Annotated in this window: 14 protein-coding genes; 11 read left to right on the top strand and 3 right to left on the bottom strand. The window is 73.9% G+C overall.

The window, feature by feature from the left end; translation table 11 throughout:
- Positions 1-121: 121 nt before the first annotated feature.
- A complete protein-coding gene (locus ABID81_RS15625; protein WP_354595695.1) occupies positions 122-1,690 on the bottom strand; it encodes a cryptochrome/photolyase family protein in 1,569 nt (522 codons plus the stop codon).
- Positions 1,691-1,804: 114 nt separating this feature from the next.
- On the opposite strand from ABID81_RS15625, the gene ABID81_RS15620 reads away from it, so the two are divergent.
- Entirely contained in the window at positions 1,805-2,287 is a 483-nt protein-coding gene (locus ABID81_RS15620; protein ID WP_354595694.1) for an Asp23/Gls24 family envelope stress response protein, read from the top strand.
- A gap of 160 nt (positions 2,288-2,447) precedes the next feature.
- Positions 2,448-2,576, top strand: coding sequence for a hypothetical protein (locus ABID81_RS15615; RefSeq protein ID WP_255354548.1), 129 nt, complete (start codon positions 2,448-2,450; stop codon positions 2,574-2,576).
- A gap of 437 nt (positions 2,577-3,013) precedes the next feature.
- Here the strand turns inward: ABID81_RS15615 and ABID81_RS15610 are convergent, their stop codons facing one another.
- Together ABID81_RS15610 and ABID81_RS15605 are read right to left on the bottom strand one after the other, a co-directional pair.
- Positions 3,014-4,324 (bottom strand): MFS transporter, encoded by a 1,311-nt coding sequence (locus ABID81_RS15610; RefSeq protein ID WP_354595693.1) that lies wholly within the window; start codon positions 4,322-4,324, stop codon positions 3,014-3,016.
- A 342-nt stretch (positions 4,325-4,666) separates the two neighbouring features.
- On the bottom strand, positions 4,667-5,287 hold the full coding sequence (locus tag ABID81_RS15605) for a DUF805 domain-containing protein (protein ID WP_354595692.1): 621 nt from the start codon (positions 5,285-5,287) through the stop codon (positions 4,667-4,669).
- A gap of 129 nt (positions 5,288-5,416) precedes the next feature.
- On the opposite strand from ABID81_RS15605, the gene ABID81_RS15600 reads away from it, so the two are divergent.
- The 9 genes from ABID81_RS15600 to ABID81_RS15560 all read left to right on the top strand — a co-directional run bounded on the left by ABID81_RS15600 (position 5,417) and on the right by ABID81_RS15560 (position 16,516).
- A complete protein-coding gene (locus tag ABID81_RS15600) occupies positions 5,417-5,806 on the top strand; it encodes a DUF3253 domain-containing protein (protein WP_354595691.1) in 390 nt (129 codons plus the stop codon).
- Positions 5,803-7,260 (top strand): MFS transporter, encoded by a 1,458-nt coding sequence (locus ABID81_RS15595; RefSeq protein ID WP_354595690.1) that lies wholly within the window; start codon positions 5,803-5,805, stop codon positions 7,258-7,260. The genes ABID81_RS15600 and ABID81_RS15595 overlap by 4 nt, the downstream gene beginning before the upstream one ends.
- Before the next feature lie 315 nt (positions 7,261-7,575).
- Positions 7,576-7,869, top strand: coding sequence for a WXG100 family type VII secretion target (locus ABID81_RS15590; RefSeq protein WP_056259510.1), 294 nt, complete (start codon positions 7,576-7,578; stop codon positions 7,867-7,869).
- Positions 7,870-7,980: 111 nt separating this feature from the next.
- Positions 7,981-8,271 (top strand): hypothetical protein, encoded by a 291-nt coding sequence (locus ABID81_RS15585; RefSeq protein WP_354595689.1) that lies wholly within the window; start codon positions 7,981-7,983, stop codon positions 8,269-8,271.
- Positions 8,271-9,809 carry a hypothetical protein gene (locus tag ABID81_RS15580; RefSeq protein ID WP_354595688.1) on the top strand — a complete coding sequence of 513 codons (1,539 nt, stop codon included), beginning with the start codon at positions 8,271-8,273 and terminating at the stop codon, positions 9,807-9,809. The genes ABID81_RS15585 and ABID81_RS15580 overlap by 1 nt, the downstream gene beginning before the upstream one ends.
- On the top strand, positions 9,806-10,453 hold the full coding sequence (locus ABID81_RS15575) for a hypothetical protein (protein WP_354595687.1): 648 nt from the start codon (positions 9,806-9,808) through the stop codon (positions 10,451-10,453). Before ABID81_RS15580 ends, ABID81_RS15575 begins: the two co-directional genes overlap by 4 nt.
- Positions 10,450-11,121, top strand: coding sequence for a hypothetical protein (locus ABID81_RS15570; RefSeq protein WP_354595686.1), 672 nt, complete (start codon positions 10,450-10,452; stop codon positions 11,119-11,121). The genes ABID81_RS15575 and ABID81_RS15570 overlap by 4 nt, the downstream gene beginning before the upstream one ends.
- The gene (locus ABID81_RS15565) at positions 11,118-12,149 is read left to right on the top strand and encodes a hypothetical protein (protein WP_354595685.1); all 1,032 of its coding nucleotides are present in this window, start codon (positions 11,118-11,120) and stop codon (positions 12,147-12,149) included. The genes ABID81_RS15570 and ABID81_RS15565 overlap by 4 nt, the downstream gene beginning before the upstream one ends.
- Entirely contained in the window at positions 12,146-16,516 is a 4,371-nt protein-coding gene (locus tag ABID81_RS15560) for an FtsK/SpoIIIE domain-containing protein (protein ID WP_354595684.1), read from the top strand. The genes ABID81_RS15565 and ABID81_RS15560 overlap by 4 nt, the downstream gene beginning before the upstream one ends.
- Positions 16,517-16,723 lie beyond the last annotated feature (207 nt).

Raw genomic sequence — 16,723 nt, 5'->3', positions numbered from 1 at the left:
GGGGCCCCCCCGGGGGGCCCCCCCCCCCGGGGCGCCGCCCCCCCCCCCCGGGGGGGGGGCCCCCCCCGGGGCGGGGGGCCCACCCCCGACGGCGCCGACCTCGTCGGTGCCGGGCGCCGGGTCACCAGGTCGTGCGGGTGCGCTCCTGCTCGACGACGGCCTCGCGGTCGGCCAGCCCGTGGAGCCCGGCGAACTGCTGGCCCATGCGGGGGTTGCCCGAGAGCACGGGCTCGACCCGGTCGAGGAACGCCCAGTACCCGGCGGTCACCGGGCAGGCGTCCTCGCCGAGCCGCTTCTTCGGGTCGAACCGGCACGAGCCGCAGTGGTCGGTCATGCGGTGGATGTACGCACCGCCCGACGCGTAGGGCTTCGTCGCGACGATGCCGCCGTCGGCGTGCTGCGACATGCCCACGACGTTGGCGGGCATCACCCAGGGCGTGCCGTCGACGTACATGTCGACGAACCACTGGTTGAGCGCCGCCGGGTCGACCCCGCGCTGCAGCGCCCAGTTGCCGAGGATCATCAGGCGCTGGATGTGGTGGTTCCAGCCGTGGCGCCGCAACCCGTCGAGGGTGTCGCTCAGGCACTCGGCCTCGACCGCCTCGGCGTCGAGCCCGGCGAAGACCTCGGGCAGGGGCTGTGTCGCACCGAGGTGGTTGCTCGTCGTGGCGAAGTCCTCGCCGAGGTGCCAGTAGAGGTGCCAGACCCAGTCCCGCCAGCCGACGATCTGCCGGGTGAAGCCCTCGACGCTGCGCAGGGGGGCGTCACCGGCCTGGTACGAGGCGATCGCGGCCTCGACGACCTCGCGCGGGTCGAGCAGTCCGAGGTTCATCGGGGCGCTGAGCAGCGAGTGGGCCATGGTCCAGTCGCCGGACAGCGTGGCGTCCTCGAACGGGCCGAAGTCGGGCAGCCGCACCTCGACGAAGTCCGCCAGGGCGGCGGTCGCCTCGGCCCGGGTGGCGGCGAACCGACGGGGGGCGTCGTCGCCGACGAGCGTGACGACGCCCTCGCGCTCCCACCGGTCGAGGTCGGCCCGCACCTCGGCGTCGATGTCGTCCTCCGCGGGCCACTCCTGCGGCGGGAGGCCGAGCGTCGCGGCCCCCTTCGGCGGCTTCTCGCGGTTGTCGTGGTCGTAGTTCCACTGGCCGCCGACGGGCTGCGGGCCCTCCATCAGCAGGCCGGTGCGCTGACGGACCGCCCGGTACCAGTCCTCCATCAGGAGGCGCGGTGCCGGTCGACCGCCGGACGCGCCGGTCGGTCGACCCGCGCCTCCTCGGCGGGCGTCGTCGGCGTCCGCCGCCGCGCCCCCGGACCGGCCCGCGCCGCGGCCGCCCTGTCGACCCGCCGCCCACTCGGCGAACTCGGCCTCGCTCGAGACGAAGCCCCGGCTGGGCAGCACGTCGGCCCCGACCGACCGCACGAGTCGTCGGGCCCGGTACGAGGTGGGGTCGACCACCTGGAGGTCGTCGCGGCCCTCGAGTGCCTCCGAGTAGTGCTCGACCTGTCGGAAGTCGACGCGGTCGCCGAGTTCGGCCGCCCGGTGCCGGATCGCCGAGAGGATCAGCTGCAGCTTCGCCCGGTGCAGGGTGCGCCCGCGCCACGACGAGCGACTCTCGATCAACAGCATCGGGTCGCCGTCGTCGAAGTGGGGGCCGAGTTGGTCGAGGAAGATCCACCGGGTGCGCTGCATGCCCCGACAGTAGGCGTGCGCACTCAGCGGGTTGTCAGCATCTTCACCGTGACGAACCGGGCGCGTCGGGCGTCTCATCGACACACCAGCCACCGAGCCGAAAGAGGACCCGAGATGTCGAACGCCGCCACGCCCACCCCCGCCACGATCACCGGATCGCGCGTCGACGGCGTCTCGCGCCTCGACGGCGCCTCGACCGTCTCGTCCGACGCCGCGGGCACCACGCAGATCGCCGACGGCGTCGTCGCCAAGGTCGCCGGCATCGCCGCCCGTCAGGTGCCCGGGGTGCACTCGATCGGTGGCGGGGCGTCGCGTGCCGTGGGCGCCCTGCGCAGCGCGGTCGGCCAGCAGGACCACGGTCAGGGCGTCAAGGTCGAGGTCGGCCGGACGCAGGCCGCGGCCGACCTCAGCATCGTCGTCGACTACCCGTTGTCGGTGCAGCAGGTCGCGGACGACGTCCGTCGGGCCGTGAGCGACGCCATCACGCAGCTCGTCGGGCTCGAGGTCGTCGAGATCAACATCGAGGTCAGCGACATCTTCATCGCCGGCCAGGACGACGACGCGGACGACGCGGGCGAGTCGCAGCGGGTGCGCTAGGCACCTCGTCCAGCAGGCAGGGAGTTCAGTGGACGGAGTTCACTGGAACCCGCGGCGGTCGTCCCGACGCGATCGTCCCCCGCGCCACCGCGGGCCGCACCCCACCGAGCCGACCGGCTCGACCGCACGACCCGTGCACCATCGCCCCAGGAGGCACCCCATGGCATCACTGCTCCGACGCTTCGCCCCGCTCATCGCCACCTTCGTCTTCAAGAAGATCATGAACAAGCGCCGTGGCGGCGGCAACGGCCAGGCCGGCGGCTACCAGCAGCCCGGTCGGCGCCGCTGACCCGGCGCCCGCACCGCCCCGCACCGCCTCGAACGCGGGAGGCGCGACTCACGTGAGTCGCGCCTCCCGCGTTCGAGCGTCCCGGCCGCGCCACACCCTGCAACGGCGGACAGCGATTTGCCTAGGCAGGGGGTGAGCGCCGTTCGGCAGGGTGACGCGGGCGGGTGGCACGACCCGAGCACGCCACAGCGTCAGCCACCCCCTGCAGCGGCGGTCAGCGATCCGCCTAGGCAGAGGTTCAGCGCCGCTCGGCGGGGTGAAGCGACCGGGTGGCACGACCCGAGCACGCCACAGCGTCAGCCACCCCCTGCAGCGGCGGTCAGCGATTTGCCTAGGCAGGGGTTGAGCGCCGCACGACCGGGTCGACACCCGGGCGACGGCCCCGGCCGACCGGGTCAGGTGGCGGGCCGACCGGGTCAGGCGGCGGCGCGACCGGGTCAGGCGGCGGGACGGGCCGACCGACGGGCGAGCAGGCGGTCGCTCACGAGCACCGCGACCAGCACGACCGCGGCCACGACGACGTAGAGCACGGGCAGCGAGTCGAGCCCGGCCCCGTCGAGGACGAGGGCGCCGATCAGGGCTCCCCCGCCGATGCCGGCGTTGAAGCCGGTCGTGTAGAACGCGCTGGCCAGGTCGCGCATCCGTTCGGGAGCGACCTGCAGCATGCGGGTCTGGAACAGCGGCGGCAGCGCCCCGAAGGTCACGCCCCACAGCACGAACGCGACGAGCGACGGCACGATCATGCCCTCGAACAGCAGCATGCCCGTGACGGCCAGCCCGACGACGGCCACCCCGATCGGGATGCTGACCCGCGGCCGCGCCCCCAGGAACCAGCCGACCATGCCCAGCCCCACGGCCCCGGCGACGCCGAAGGCGAAGAGCCAGCCGGCCAGGCCCTGTTCGGGCACACCGGTCGAGCGCACGAGGTACGGCGTGATGTACGTGAAGAACGAGTAGTGGCCGACCATGAACACCGCCGTGATCACGCAGCTCAGCACGACGCCGAGCACGCTCGGCTTCGGCAGCGCGCGACGGCGCCGGCCCTCGCGCCCGCCGTCCCGCACCGCAGGAGGCGCGGCGCCGTCGACCAGCGTCGGCACCGCGTCGGTCACCGGGTCGGGCGTCGACTCGTGCGCCGTGCCCGGCCCCACCGGCGGCAGGAACTTGTGGACGAAGACCGCGCCGAGCGCCATGAGCCCGGCGAGGACGCCGAACGCCTCGCGCCAGCCCAGGGCCTGACCGAGCGCGGTGCCGAGCGGGACGCCCAGCACGAACGCGAGCGTGCCCCCGCTCATGGCGACGGCGAGCGCCCGGCCGACCTGGGCCCGCGGCACGAGGTGCCCGGCGTAGGCACCGCCGACGGCCCAGAACATGCCGTGGGCGAGACCACCGAGCACACGGCTCGCGAGGACGAGCTCGTAGGTCGGGGCGATCGCGGTGAGCGCGGCGCTGATCGCCAGGACGACGATCAGGCCGACCACGATCAGGTGACGGGGCAGCCGCCGGGTGAGGTGGGTGAGGCCGGTGCTGGTCAGCACGACCGTGAAGGCGAAGACGCTGACGAGCAGGCCGATGCTCGACTCGGTGACGCCGAGGTCGGCGCTCATCTCGGGCAGCAGGCCGGTCGGCAGCATCTCGCCCGAGATCGAGAGGAACGTGGCGACGGCGATGGCGATCAGGCCTGCCCACGGGAAGCGGGCCGGCGGGGTGGACGAGGGCGCCGAAGGGCGCGGGGGTGCGAGTGTCATGGAACCTGAGGTGGTCGGCGGGCGCCGTTCTCTCGACCCGATGGCTGCCACGGGCCGACCGGTCGCCTCGACCCGAGGGTCGAGCAGGCCTGCCGGCGGCACGGCCCTCGCGACTCGTGTCGCTCGTGACCGTGGGTGGCTCGGGGAGGATGGTGATCCCGACTGCGCGCTGTCGTGCACGCCCGGGGCCGGGAGTGCCGCCCGACCGGGGTCGAGTCTACCCGCTGTCGCCCGGCCTGGCCAGGGCCGTCGCGCCCGTGTGCCTGCGGCCGCAGCGCACCGCGTTTCGTGCACCGCACCGTGACTGGTCACGGTGCGGTGCACGAAACGCGGTGTGGTGAGTCAGGAGGCGCGGTCGCGCTCGCGGAAGCGGGCGCTGGGCGGCCGGGTCTCGCGGGCGAGCATCAGCACGACGACGATCTGCAGGAACGGCAGCAGTGCGCCGAGCCAGAACCAGCCCCACCCCCAGACCCCGGCGGCGTGCAGACGTCGAATCGCCAGGGTCGCCATGGGCACGAGGGTCGCCAGGCACCAGAGCGCCCAGACGATGCCGACCCAGGTGGTCCCCCCGGGGGCACCTCCGGTCGGCCCGAAGGGCCCGATCGAGAACTGCCCCAGGTGGAGCGAGGCGCCTGTGGACGCGGCGGTGTCGAGGGGGCCGACCGAGCCGGACGAGACGACCTGCCAGTACGCGAAGAGCGACGAGCCGTAGGCGCCGACCGACCACGACGCCTCGCCGGCCCCCCGCACGAGCGACCCGACGCCGAGGTTCCACGCGAGCCCCAGCGCGGTCTGGAACAGCCAGATCCACCAGAACTCGGCACGGCCGGCCCGGGCGTGCACGACGTACGCGTTGCCCACGAACCGCCGCAGCGCCTGCATCGGGGTCGCACCGGGCAGCGGCTGCCGGTCGACCTCGGTCCACGCACCCCGCGTCGCGCCTGTCGCCGTGCCCCCGCTCATCCCGACGACGATACGTGGACCGGACCCGCGCCTCCATCCCCCGAGCGGGCGAGAGCGCCCGACCGACGGACGAGCGGGGCGACCACCTCGTCGGGAACGCTCACCGCGCCTCCCGCGTTGACTGTCAGCATGAGCGCCGCGACCCCCGACCCCAAGACCTGCCGATCGTGCGGACGGACCATCGAGTGGCGCAAGAAGTGGGCGTCGAACTGGGACGAGGTCGCGTACTGCAGCGACGCCTGCCGCAAGCGCAAGGTGACGGCGCAGGACCGCGCCCTCGAGCAGCGCATCCGCGACCTGCTCGCGGCCCGGGCGGCCACGTCGACCATCTGCCCGTCCGACGTCGCCCGGTCGCTGCACCCCGACGACGAGGACGCGTGGCGCGACCTGATGGAGCCCGTCCGCCGCGCGGCCCGACGGATGGTCGCCGCGGGTGAGGTCGACATCACGCAGGGCGGCTCGGTGGTCGACCCGTCGACGGCGAAGGGCCCGATCCGCATCCGCCGCCACCGGTCGTGAGCGGCGCGGGCCACAGCCGACGAGAGGGCGCCCGGGCCTCGCGCATCGCCCGCACCTCGCACGACGCCCGGCCGTTCGGGCCGCGGTTCGTCGTGCCGCTGCTCTTCGGCCCGTTGCTGAACCCGATCAACACCACGATGATCGCGGTCGCCCTGGCCCCGATCTCGACCGACCTCGGCATCGGCGCCGACCAGGCGATCTGGCTCGTCGCCGCGCTCTACCTGGCGAGCGCCGTCGGCCAACCGACGATGGGCAAGCTCGCCGACCGGATCGGGCCCAAGAAGGTGTTCGTCAGCGGGATGGTGGTCGTGATGCTGGCCGGCGTGCTGCCCGAGCTGGTGCCGTCCTTCGGCGGAGCCGTCACCGCGCGGGTGCTGATCGGCATCGGCACCTCGGCCGCGTACCCCGCCGCGATGACGGCGATCCGCAACCAGTCCGACCGCCTCGGCGTCGCGACTCCCCCGCTCGTGCTGGGCGGCCTGTCCATCTCGTCGCTCGCGTCGGCGGCGGCCGGCCCGGCCCTCGCCGGGGTGCTCATCGGCCTGTTCGGCTGGCACTCGATCTTCTTGGTCAACGTGCCGCTCGCCGGCGTCGGGCTCGTGCTCTCGCTGCTCTGGATGCCGAGCGACTCGCTGCGCCCGGTCCGTGACTCCACCGCCACCCGGCTCTCGTTCGCCCGCGCCGTCGACCTGCCGGGGCTCGCCCTCTTCGCCGTCACGATCGCCGCCCTGCTCGTGTTCTTGCTCGACCTGCGTCAGGGCTGGTGGTGGCTGCTCGGCGTGGCCGTCGCCGCCCTGGCCGGCCTGATCGCCTGGGAGCTGCGTGCCGTCGCGCCCTTCGTCGACGTGCGCGTGCTCGCGGCGAACGGGCCGCTCACCCGCACCTACCTGCGGCTCTTCCTGGTCTACGGCATCGCCTACACGGTCACCTACGGCTTCTCGCAGTGGGTGCAGCAGGTCGGGGGCATCGGCAGCGCGCAGGCCGGGCTGATCCAGCTGCCGGGTGCGATCGTCGCCGGGGTCGCGTCCTTCGTCTTCGCGCGGCGGTCGGCCGTGCGGCTGCCTCTGGTCGTGGCGGCGACCGTCCCGATCGCAGGAGGCGCGCTGCTGCTGGCCACCGCCTCCGGGTCCCCGGTCTGGGCGCTCGTGCTCGTGCCGGCCCTGTTCGGCCTGCCGCAGGGCCTCGCGTCGGTCTCGAACCAGGCCGCGCTCTACCGGCAGGTGCCGTCGTCGATGATCGGCACGGCCGCAGGACTGTCGCGCACCGCGATCTACGTCGGGGCCATCGGGGCCTCGAGCCTGATCGGCGGCGTGTACGGCGACGCACCGACCACGACCGGGCTCCACACGCTGGCCACGGTCGTGATCGGTCTCGCGGTCGTGGCGACGGCGCTGACGGTGTCCGACCGGTCGCTGCGGGCGCCCGCCGGGGGCCCCGCCGCGCCGGGTCGGTGACCTCGGAGGCCGTGCTGACACGCCGGGGTTCGTTCTCCGGACAAAAGAGTTCGGTTTCGAACAGGTTAATTCTGCGCCCCGGTCGACTCGGACCACCTTGATTCACGCAGTGCACAAAAATGCCGATGGGCAAGAGGTTTGCGCAACGATCCGGGCGCCATACCGTCGAGTATCGACAACCCGGCACGGGTGAACGCGAGATGGATGACCCCGATTCGGGGGTCAGGGGACCGTCCTGTCCCGTTACGTTGTCTCTCGTTCGCCGCCGGCGGACACCGTCGACACCGACGACACCCCAGTTCGAAGGAGCACCGAATGCCCAACCTGAACGTGACCTACGGCGACATGCGTGATGCCGCGACCCGTCTGAACAACGGCGAGCAGGACATCGAGTCGAAGCTGCGCGAGCTCAAGACCCTGGTCGACAGCCTCATCAGCGGCGGCTACGTGACCGACCAGTCGTCCGTGGCGTTCGGGTCGTCGTACCAGGAGTTCAACGACGGCGCGACCAAGACGATCCAGGGGCTCGAAGGCATGAGCCAGTACCTGAACAGTGCCGCCGAGGCACTCGAGCAGACCGACTCCGAGCTGGCCAAGGCCCTCAAGTAGCCGGACGCGGTCCCGCCTCCCGACCCCCGGGAGGCGGGACCGCCCGTCCGCCACCGCCCGGTGGCACCCCTCGGCACGACAGCGACACATCGTCAGAACGGACGCGGAGACATGGCAGACCTGATCGTCGACGGCGAGGCGTTGAAGACCTCGATCGACGCCCTCGCCCGGGTGCGGGACGAACTCGAGCACCAGGCCTCGGGCAAGGACGAGAACAAGGACATCTTCGGGCAGGCCACGGTGAACAAGGCCATGCGCGACTTCAGCGGCAACTGGAAGATCCACCGGGGCAAGATCAAGGACAACGTGTCGAAGCTGCACGACAAGCTGCAGCAGATGCACGACGAGTGGGAGCGCGCCGACGCCGACATCGCCGACGGCCTGAAGACGGAGACCGTCTGATGCCCGAACGTCCCGGCGAGTGGAACCTGCTGAACCGTCACCGCGACCCGGTGGTGGCCGACGTCGACCAGATCGAACAGCTGACGGTCTACTACACGAACATGGCCAAGGACATCGAGGACCAGGCCACCGTGCTGCGGCGCATCGGCGAGGGCGACGAGTCGCAGTTCAAGGGGCAGAGCGCCGACCGCGTCCGGGAGAAGAGCAAACAGGTCAGCGAGCAGTTGACCCAGATGAGCGGGCGCTACTCGGCCGTGCGCGACGCGTTGAAGGCCTACCTCCCACACCTCCAGACCGCACTGACCGAGTCCGAGGCGGCCCTGGCCGACGCGAGGGTCGCGAACGACTCGCTGTCGTCCGCCACGGGCATGAGCGACCCCCGCGTCGGACGCCCGTCGGACGCCCCTCCGCTGACGCCCGAGGAGGAGACCGTCGGACGCCAGAAGGACGCCGCCGTGTCGGAGGCCGAGTCGGGCGGCACGCGCGCGATCGCCCGCCTCGAGGGCGCCCTCGCCGAACTGGACGCGCGCGGCCGACAGGCCTCCGAGACCATCCGCGACGCGTGGAACGACGGATTGAAGGACTCCTGGAAGGACCGGTTGAAGGCCGCCTTCCAGGCCTTCCTCAAGATATTGGTCAAGGTGCTCACCTGGATCGGCGTCGCGCTGGCGGTCCTCGCCTTCATCATCCCCGGACTCGGGATGGCCGCCCTCGCCGGGGCCATCGTGACCGGTCTCGCCTTCGCGGCGACCGCCGCGCAGGCCGCGATGGGTGACGCCTCGTTCATCGACGTGATCATCGCCGGAGTCGGCGTGCTGCTGCTCGGAGCGGGAGCCGCCCTCACCAAGGTGGTCAGCGTCGCGAAGAGCGGGGTCGCGACGAAGCACGCCGCGAAGTTCACCGAGATCCGCACCACGTCGGCCGCGGCCACCAGGACCCTGCAGGCCCGCCAGAAGGAACTCACCGCGAAGATCCGCGCGGGCGTGGCCGAGAGCAGGATCCGACCGCAGCAACGCCCCGACGTCCGGGCCGCGGCCCGCGCCGAGCGCGACGGGATGCGGGTCGAGCGGGCGGACGTGGACGGCCGGATCGCCGCCGAGAGGGCGCGCCTGCTCACGGCCTCGAAGACGTACCACGAGCAGGCGACCACGATCGGGAAGGTCGACCCCAACTGGTGGAACCTCAAGAAGATCCCGACGACCATCCGCAAGGACGTCACGGCCGTCACGCAGCAGTTCGTGAAGGGGTCGGAGGGTTACCGCGGCTACCGCCTCGACAAGCTCTTCGGCACCGACGGCGTCAACGGCTTCGAGAAGTACCGCGCGGCGGCGACCGAGGCCGGCGTCGTCGCCAAGGAGCTGCCCCGCGCGTTCACCTTCTTCAACGGTGGCCGCTCGGTCTACGGCTGGGCGGGCATGGGCTTCGCCCTCGGCGCGAACCCGACCGGCCTCGGCACCGACCTCAGCCGGTGGGAGACCTGGGAGAACGTCAAGTACGACTTCCCCGGTGGCAACGCCCGCCCCGAGGCGCCCCTGTGACGGGGACCCCGGCGGGGCGGCCCCGCCCGGGCGCGGTCGAGGCGGTCGTCGGGGTCGAGCTGCCCGCCGGGCTTCTCGTCCCGGCCAGGTCGCGCCACGCCGACTTCGACGAGGAGGGGTGGTGCGAGGTGATGATCGACCTGTTCGACGACCTGGCGCGACTCGACCTCGAGGACGAGGTCGCGCCTCCTGCTCTCGACGTGGACCGCACGCTGTCCGACCTGCTCGACATGGCCGACTCGCTCGACGACTCGTCGCGACTCGTCGCGTCGTTCGGCCTGCCTGGCCGCTGGCCGCTGCCGGTGATCGTGTCGGCGGAGCCGGCCGACGACGACGTGGACCTGCTCGACCTCGCCCTGGCCCGCGGCGGACGCCCGGTCGAGGCGCCGATCGTGGACGACCTGCCCGAGGCCGTCGGGCCCGGCATCGTCGTGACGCGCTTCGACCTCGACGACGAGCGCGACGTCTGGGCGACGGTGGCGTGCGCCCGACGACGCGACGGGCTCGACGTCGTCGCCCTGTGGCGCACGAACGACCTCGGCCTCGTGGAGCCGTTCCGCGACCGTGTCGTGGGGCTCCTCGGCACGGTGCGCGCCGAGACCGTGACCGAGACCGAGACCGAGATCGACGGAGACGACCGATGACCGTCGACCTGACGACCTCGTTCGTGATGGCCCTGCCCCCGGGGTGGGTGCGCCTGCCTGCCCGGCCCGAGGCGGCCGAACAGCTCCGCCACGAGCTCGACGCGATCGTCGCGGCCGCACTGCCCGACGACCTGCCGCGCGACAGCGCCGAACCGCTCCGCCGGCAGTTCCGCCGACAGCTCGCCCGGACGGTGGAGGAGGCGGGCGAGGCCGGGGCGACGGCCGTGTACCTGCCGGGAGCACCCGTCGACGGGTTCACGCTGCCCGCCTCGCTGGTCGAGTCGGAGGTCGAGGACGAGTCCGAGACCGAGCCGGTGGCCGTGATCGCCCGGTTGCTGACCGACGCCGGTCAGGTCGACGGCGGCCTGCGGGACGTCGACGGGGCGGCCGCGGCCCGCACCGAGGACGTGCTGACGAACGACCAGGCCGAGGGGTCGTGGGAGCGCGTGTGGACGCGTCGCGTGGTCTACACCATCTCGGTGCCGCACCGCCCGGGCCGCTGGCTCGTGCTGAACTTCTCGGCCGTCTACGGGGACGAACCGACCGAACGACTCGCCGAGGCCCTCGTGTACCTGTTCGACGCCCTGGTGACGACCCTCCGCTGGGTGGACGTGCCCGGCGTCGAGCCCGGCGACCTCGAGACGCGGTTGGCCGAGGTCGACGCGTGACGGCCCTCGCGCTGTCGTCGTCGGCGCTGTCGTCGTCGGCGCTGTCGTCGTCGGCGCTGTCGTCGTCGACGCTGTCGCCGTCGACGCTGTCGCCGTTCGTCCACCCCTTCGGCAACCTCGCCCTGACGATCGCCGTGCTGCTGGTCGTGGTCACGCTCTCGTTCACGCTCCCCCTCGTGGTCGCCGCCCGCAAGGACCGCAGCACCGTGGCCGTCGACTGGGCCGACCAGGTGCGCGCCGACCCCGCGGGCACCTGGACCGTCGACCGCGTGATGCGGGCGCTGATCGGTTCGTGCGAGCGCGAGCACGTGGTCTTCCCCGGCATGGTGCGCCTGGTCGTCGGGCTCGACCGGGTCGACGTCGACCTCGCGTCGCCGACCGTCGCGCCCCCGGCCCCCTGGTCGACGACGGTCGACGGCCGTACCTGGTCCGCCTCGCTCGCCGCCCTGCACGCGGACGGGGTCGCCGGCGACAGGTCCGGCCACTTCTCGACGACCGTCGCGCTCGGCTCGTCGCCCGACGGTCGCACGCACGTCGAACTCGCCCACGCCCGCGGCCCCGTCGCCGTGTCGGGCGACCGCGCGGCGGTCGTGGCCGTCGCCCGTCGCATCGCCGACCAGCTGGCGACGTCGCCCTGGTCGTCGGCCACGGCCCTCGCCACGGTCGGACTGACCCACGACGAGGTCGCGCTCGGCGCCGTCCTCTCGCTCGACGACGCCGTGGCGCGGGTCGTCGAGAACGGCCGCCCGGGGGTCCTGCTGCTCGCCGACGTGCCCGGGCGTGACGCCTGGGCCGCCCTGCGGGCCGCCCTCGAACGACCCGACTCGCTCTGGGGCGTCGTCGTGCTGACGGCGACGGCCGAGGCGCGGTGGTCGTTCACCGCACGGCGCGACGGTCGGCTCGAGGCCGGCCCGTTCGGCGAGCTGCGCTGGGTCGACGTCGCCCTGTCCGCGACGGCCGCGCCGTCGGCCACGCCGGACGGCGACGCCGCGGCGACCGCCGCCCCCACCCCGGTCGGCACCCGGTGAGGGTCGTCGTCACCGTCGTCGACGACCTCGTCGGCCGTTCGGGCGACGTCCTCGTCGACGCCCCGGGCGACACCCCGATGGAGCGCATCTTCGAGGCCCTCGGCCGCGAGTGGGGTGCGGTCCCCCGCGAGGCCGTCGACGTCGACCACGGCGTCACCTTCGCCACGAGCGGCCTGCTCGACGGCACGGTCCTGCACCTCGGCTCGACGCCCCCGACGCCCCGACCGACCGGCATCGTCGAACTGCGCGCGGTGGGCGGGCGCGACAGCGGGCGCCTCGAACCCCTGACGGTCGGCAGCACGCGGCTCGCCGTCGGCCCCGACGGGTCGTTCGGCCTCGAGTCGTCGTCGGGCGAGGCCGTCGTCGAGCTCGAGGTCGGCTTCGACGCGTCGGTGCGCCTGCGTCGCGTCGGCGGAGGCGCGGTGCCGGTCGTCCTGCTCGAGGGCGCCGACCTCGGCCCGGAGTGGACGCCGTGGACCCACGGCGAGATCCTCCGGGTGGCCGACTCGATGCTCGCCGCCCGCCCCGTCACGGTGTCCGACGTCGTGCTGCTGCGCCCACCGGACTCCGGCTGGCTCGACTTCAACCGGCCGCCCCGGCTGCTGCCGCCCCCGGTCGTCGACCGCTACACGATCCCGAAGGAGCCCGTGCCCCCGCAGCGCTCCCCGCTGCCGTGGATCATGGCCGCGGTGCCGGCCGTGTTCGGCGTCACGATGGCGATCCTGTTCCGCCAGCCCTTCTACCTGATGTTCGCCTTCATGTCGCCGATCATGATGATCGGCACGACCGTCACCTCGCGGCGCCAGGGCAAGAAGAGCCATGCCCGCATGCTCGCCGACCACCGCGACCTCGTCCGGCGCATCGAGGAGCGCGTCGACCAGGCCGTGGTCGCCGAGCGCGACCGGCGCCGCCACGACGCGGGCGACGCCGCCGAGCTGCGGACGGCGGCCCGCGTGCCGACCCGGCGGCTCTGGGAACGCCGGTCGACCGACGCCGACCACCTGACCGTGCGGGTGGGCGTCGCCGACCTGCCGGCCACCGTCGAGATCCAGGACGACCGCGACCTCATCTCGCGCAGCGTCGCGACCGGCACGACCGAGCGGGTGCCGGTGACCGTGTCGCTCGCCGCGGCCGGCGTGGTGGGCGTGGCCGGCACGGGCGCCTGGCCCCGGGAGATGGGTCGCTGGATGCTGGGCCAGCTCGCCGTCACCCAGAGCCCGCTGGACGTCCGCCTGGTCGTCCTGACCTCGACGACCGCGGTCGACGACTGGGCGTGGGTGAACTGGCTGCCGCACGTCCGCCCCGACGGGGACGACGCGCTCTCGCTGATCGGGGCGGACTCCGAGTCGATCGGCCGGCGCCTCGCCGAGCTCACGCAGCTCGTGGCCGAGCGCCAGGCCACCCTGGCGACCCGGCAGTCCCGCGCCACGAGGTTCTCGCCCGAGTACGTCGTCGTGCTCGACGGAGCCCGGCGGCTCCGGGCGATGCCCGGCGTCGTCGGTCTGCTCCGCGAGGGGCCGGCCTGCGGGGTGCGGGTCCTCTGCCTCGACGCCGAGGAGTGGCAGCTGCCCGAGGAGTGCGCGGCCACCGTGCTGCAGCGTTCCGACTCCGAGCTCGTCCTGCGCCGCCAGCACACCCTCGACGTCGACCACGTGCTCACCGACCTGGTCGTGCCCGACTGGTACGACGACGTCGCCCGCGACGTCTCGCCCGTCCGCGACATCAGCTCGACGGCCACCGAGGGCCTGGTGCCCGACTCGGCGGCGTTGCTCGACGTGCTCGACCTCGGCCGCCCGACGGGCGAGCAGCTCGCCGACCGGTGGAGCTCGGCCGGCGCCTCGACCACCGCGGTCGTCGGGGTCTCGATCGACGGCCCGTTCTCGCTCGACCTCGTCAAGGACGGCCCGCACGGCCTCGTGGCCGGCACGACCGGCTCGGGCAAGTCGGAGTTCCTCCAGTCGCTCGTGGCCTCGCTCGCGGTCGCCAACCGACCCGACGCGATGACCTTCGTCCTGGTCGACTACAAGGGCGGCGCCGCGTTCGCCGCCTGCGCCGAGCTGCCCCACACCGTCGGCCTCGTGACCGACCTCGACAGCCACCTGGTCGAGCGGGCGCTCCGCTCGCTGCGCGCCGAGCTGACCCGGCGTGAGCACGTCCTGGCCGCCGCGAGCGCCAAGGACGTCGAGGACTACGGCGACCACCTCGCGACGGGAGGCGCCGGCGAGCGGTTGCCGCGCCTCCTGATCGTCATTGACGAGTTCGCGGCACTCGCGAAGGAGCTGCCCGACTTCGTGACCGGGCTCGTCGGCATCGCGCAGCGCGGGCGCTCGCTCGGCGTGCACCTGATCCTCGCCACGCAGCGACCCTCGGGCGTCATCAGCCCCGAGATCCGCGCGAACACCAACCTCCGCGTGGCCCTGCGCATGACCGACACGGGCGAGAGCTCGGACGTCATCGACATCCCCGACGCCGCCCGCATCGCCAAGAGCGTGCCCGGGCGCGCCTACGCCCGCCTCGGCCACGCCTCGGTCGTGCCGTTCCAGTCCGCCCGCGTCGGCGGCCGCAGCACCACCGAGGTCGGCGGCGCCGTGGTCGAACCCTTCGTCCGACGACTGGGCTGGCGCGACTTCGCCCTGACGGTCCCCACCCGGCCGGCCACCGGGACGGCCGCCGCCGACACCGACCTCGCCGCGCTCGTCGAGGCCCTCCGCGACGCGAACGAGCTGCTGGCCGTGCCCTCGCAGCGCAGCCCGTGGCTCGACCCGTTGGCCGAGCAGGTGCCGCTGACGACCGTCGACCCGGAGGCGCGGGCCGGTTCGGCGGGCCCGCTCGCCTTCGCCTGGGGCACCGAGGACCTGCCCGACCGCCAGCTGCAGCGCGACGCCGTCGTCGACCTCGACCGCCTCGGCCACCTGTACGTCGTCGGCGCGCCCGGCTCGGGGCGGTCGCAGGCCCTGCGGAGCATCGCCGCCGCCGCCGCGTCCGCCGTCTCGAGCGACGACCTGCACCTCTACGGCGTCGACTGCGGCAACGGCGCCCTGTCGGCGCTGGCGGCGTTCCCGCACTGTGGGGCCGTGACGCAGCGCACCCAGATCGAGCGGTCGACCCGGCTGATCGACCGGCTGGTGGCCGAGATGGGCCGCCGTCACGACGTCATCGCCGAGGCGGGCGTCGCGAACGTGGGCGAGCAACGCGCGACCGCCCCCGCGGGTGCGCGGCTCTCGCACGTGCTGCTGATGATCGACCGGTGGGAGAACTTCGTCGGGACGCTCGGCGAGGTGGACGGCGGGCGGCTGACCGACTCGGTGCAGGCCCTGCTGCGCGACGGGGCCGGGGCCGGCATCCACGTGGTGATCGCCGGCGACCGGTCGCTGCTCACCAGCCGGATGGCCGTGCTGACCGACGACAAGGTCGTCCTGCGGCTGACCGACCGCCTCGACTACAGCCTCGCGGGCATCAACCACAAGGAGCTCCCCGGCGACATCGCCCCCGGGCGCGGCTTCCGCTCGGGCAGCGGCGTCGAGCTGCAGGTCGGCGTGCTCGGCGACGACGTCAGCGGTCAGGGGCAGGCGACGGCCCTGCGCGAGCTGGCCGCGCGGCTCGACGCGGCCGAACCCCTCGCCACGCGTCGCGTGCGGCCGTTGCGCGTGGACGGACTGCCGACCGACCTCCGACTCGAGGACGCCCTCGAACTGGCCGGGGCCGACGCCGCACGACCGCTCTGGGCCCTCATCGGCGTGGGGGGCGACGAGATGACCGCCCAGGGCATCGACCTCGAGGCCGACGCCCCGACCTTCGTCGTCGCCGGCCCGTCGCGGAGCGGACGCAGCACGATGCTCGTCACGATGGCCGAGTCGCTGTTGCGCGCGGGCACCGAGCTCGTCATCGCCGCCCCGCGTCCGTCGCCCCTCCGCCTCTTCGCGGGGCGCGACGGCGTCCGGGCGGTGCTGACCGGCGTCGACCTGACCGAGGACGAGCTGCGCCCGCTGCTCGACCCCGACGGTCGCCCCGTCGCCCTCGTCGTCGACGACGGCGAGCTGCTGATCGACGCCCCCGCCAAGCAGTGGCTGAGGTCGTACGTCCAGTCGGCGGCCGACCACCGGCGGGCCCTGCTGCTCGGGGGCAACACGACCGGGCTCTGCGCCGGGTTCTCGGGGTGGCAGGTCGACGCCAAGAAGAACCGGAGGGGTGCCCTGCTCAGCCCGCAGAACACCATCGACGGCGACCTGATCGGCGTGCGCGTGACCCGCTCGATGGTGTCGACGCGCGTCGTGCCGGGTCGCGCCACGGTGCACCTGGGGTCGGGCGAGGCGGCGACGGTGCAGGTGCCCCTCGCCACGCCGGTGGCGGCCGCGGCGGGAGCCTGACGCCGGGGTCGCCGGTCGCGGGCGGCGTCCGGGTCGAACCGGGCCGGGGTCCGGGCCGGGGCCGGGGCGGACGGCGCCGCACCGTCGAGGGGGGGGGGCCCCCCCCCCCCCGGCGGGGGGGGGGGGCCCCCCGCGGGGGGGGGGCCGGGGGGCCGCCCGCCCCCGGCGGGGGGCCCCCGGGCGGCCCGGCGGCCCCGCCGGGGCCCC

Origin of the sequence: Frigoribacterium sp. PvP054 (genome assembly GCF_040547465.1) — a bacterium.
Taxonomy (GTDB): domain Bacteria; phylum Actinomycetota; class Actinomycetes; order Actinomycetales; family Microbacteriaceae; genus Frigoribacterium.
Note: the sequence above shows the minus strand (reverse complement) of the source record. Positions and strands in the feature narration are given on the sequence as shown.

What these genes read in the sequence shown, in the direction of transcription:
- ABID81_RS15580 (WP_354595688.1), top strand. Translation starts at nt 8,271, where the DNA reads ATGCCCGAACGTCCCGGCGAGTGGAACCTGCTGAACCGTCACCGCGAC.
- ABID81_RS15620 (WP_354595694.1), top strand. Translation starts at nt 1,805, where the DNA reads ATGTCGAACGCCGCCACGCCCACCCCCGCCACGATCACCGGATCGCGC.
- ABID81_RS15590 (WP_056259510.1), top strand. Translation starts at nt 7,576, where the DNA reads ATGCCCAACCTGAACGTGACCTACGGCGACATGCGTGATGCCGCGACC.
- ABID81_RS15600 (WP_354595691.1), top strand. Translation starts at nt 5,417, where the DNA reads ATGAGCGCCGCGACCCCCGACCCCAAGACCTGCCGATCGTGCGGACGG.
- ABID81_RS15615 (WP_255354548.1), top strand. Translation starts at nt 2,448, where the DNA reads ATGGCATCACTGCTCCGACGCTTCGCCCCGCTCATCGCCACCTTCGTC.
- ABID81_RS15585 (WP_354595689.1), top strand. Translation starts at nt 7,981, where the DNA reads ATGGCAGACCTGATCGTCGACGGCGAGGCGTTGAAGACCTCGATCGAC.
- ABID81_RS15625 (WP_354595695.1), bottom strand. Translation starts at nt 1,690, where the DNA reads ATGCAGCGCACCCGGTGGATCTTCCTCGACCAACTCGGCCCCCACTTC.
- ABID81_RS15610 (WP_354595693.1), bottom strand. Translation starts at nt 4,324, where the DNA reads ATGACACTCGCACCCCCGCGCCCTTCGGCGCCCTCGTCCACCCCGCCG.
- ABID81_RS15605 (WP_354595692.1), bottom strand. Translation starts at nt 5,287, where the DNA reads ATGAGCGGGGGCACGGCGACAGGCGCGACGCGGGGTGCGTGGACCGAG.
- ABID81_RS15570 (WP_354595686.1), top strand. Translation starts at nt 10,450, where the DNA reads ATGACCGTCGACCTGACGACCTCGTTCGTGATGGCCCTGCCCCCGGGG.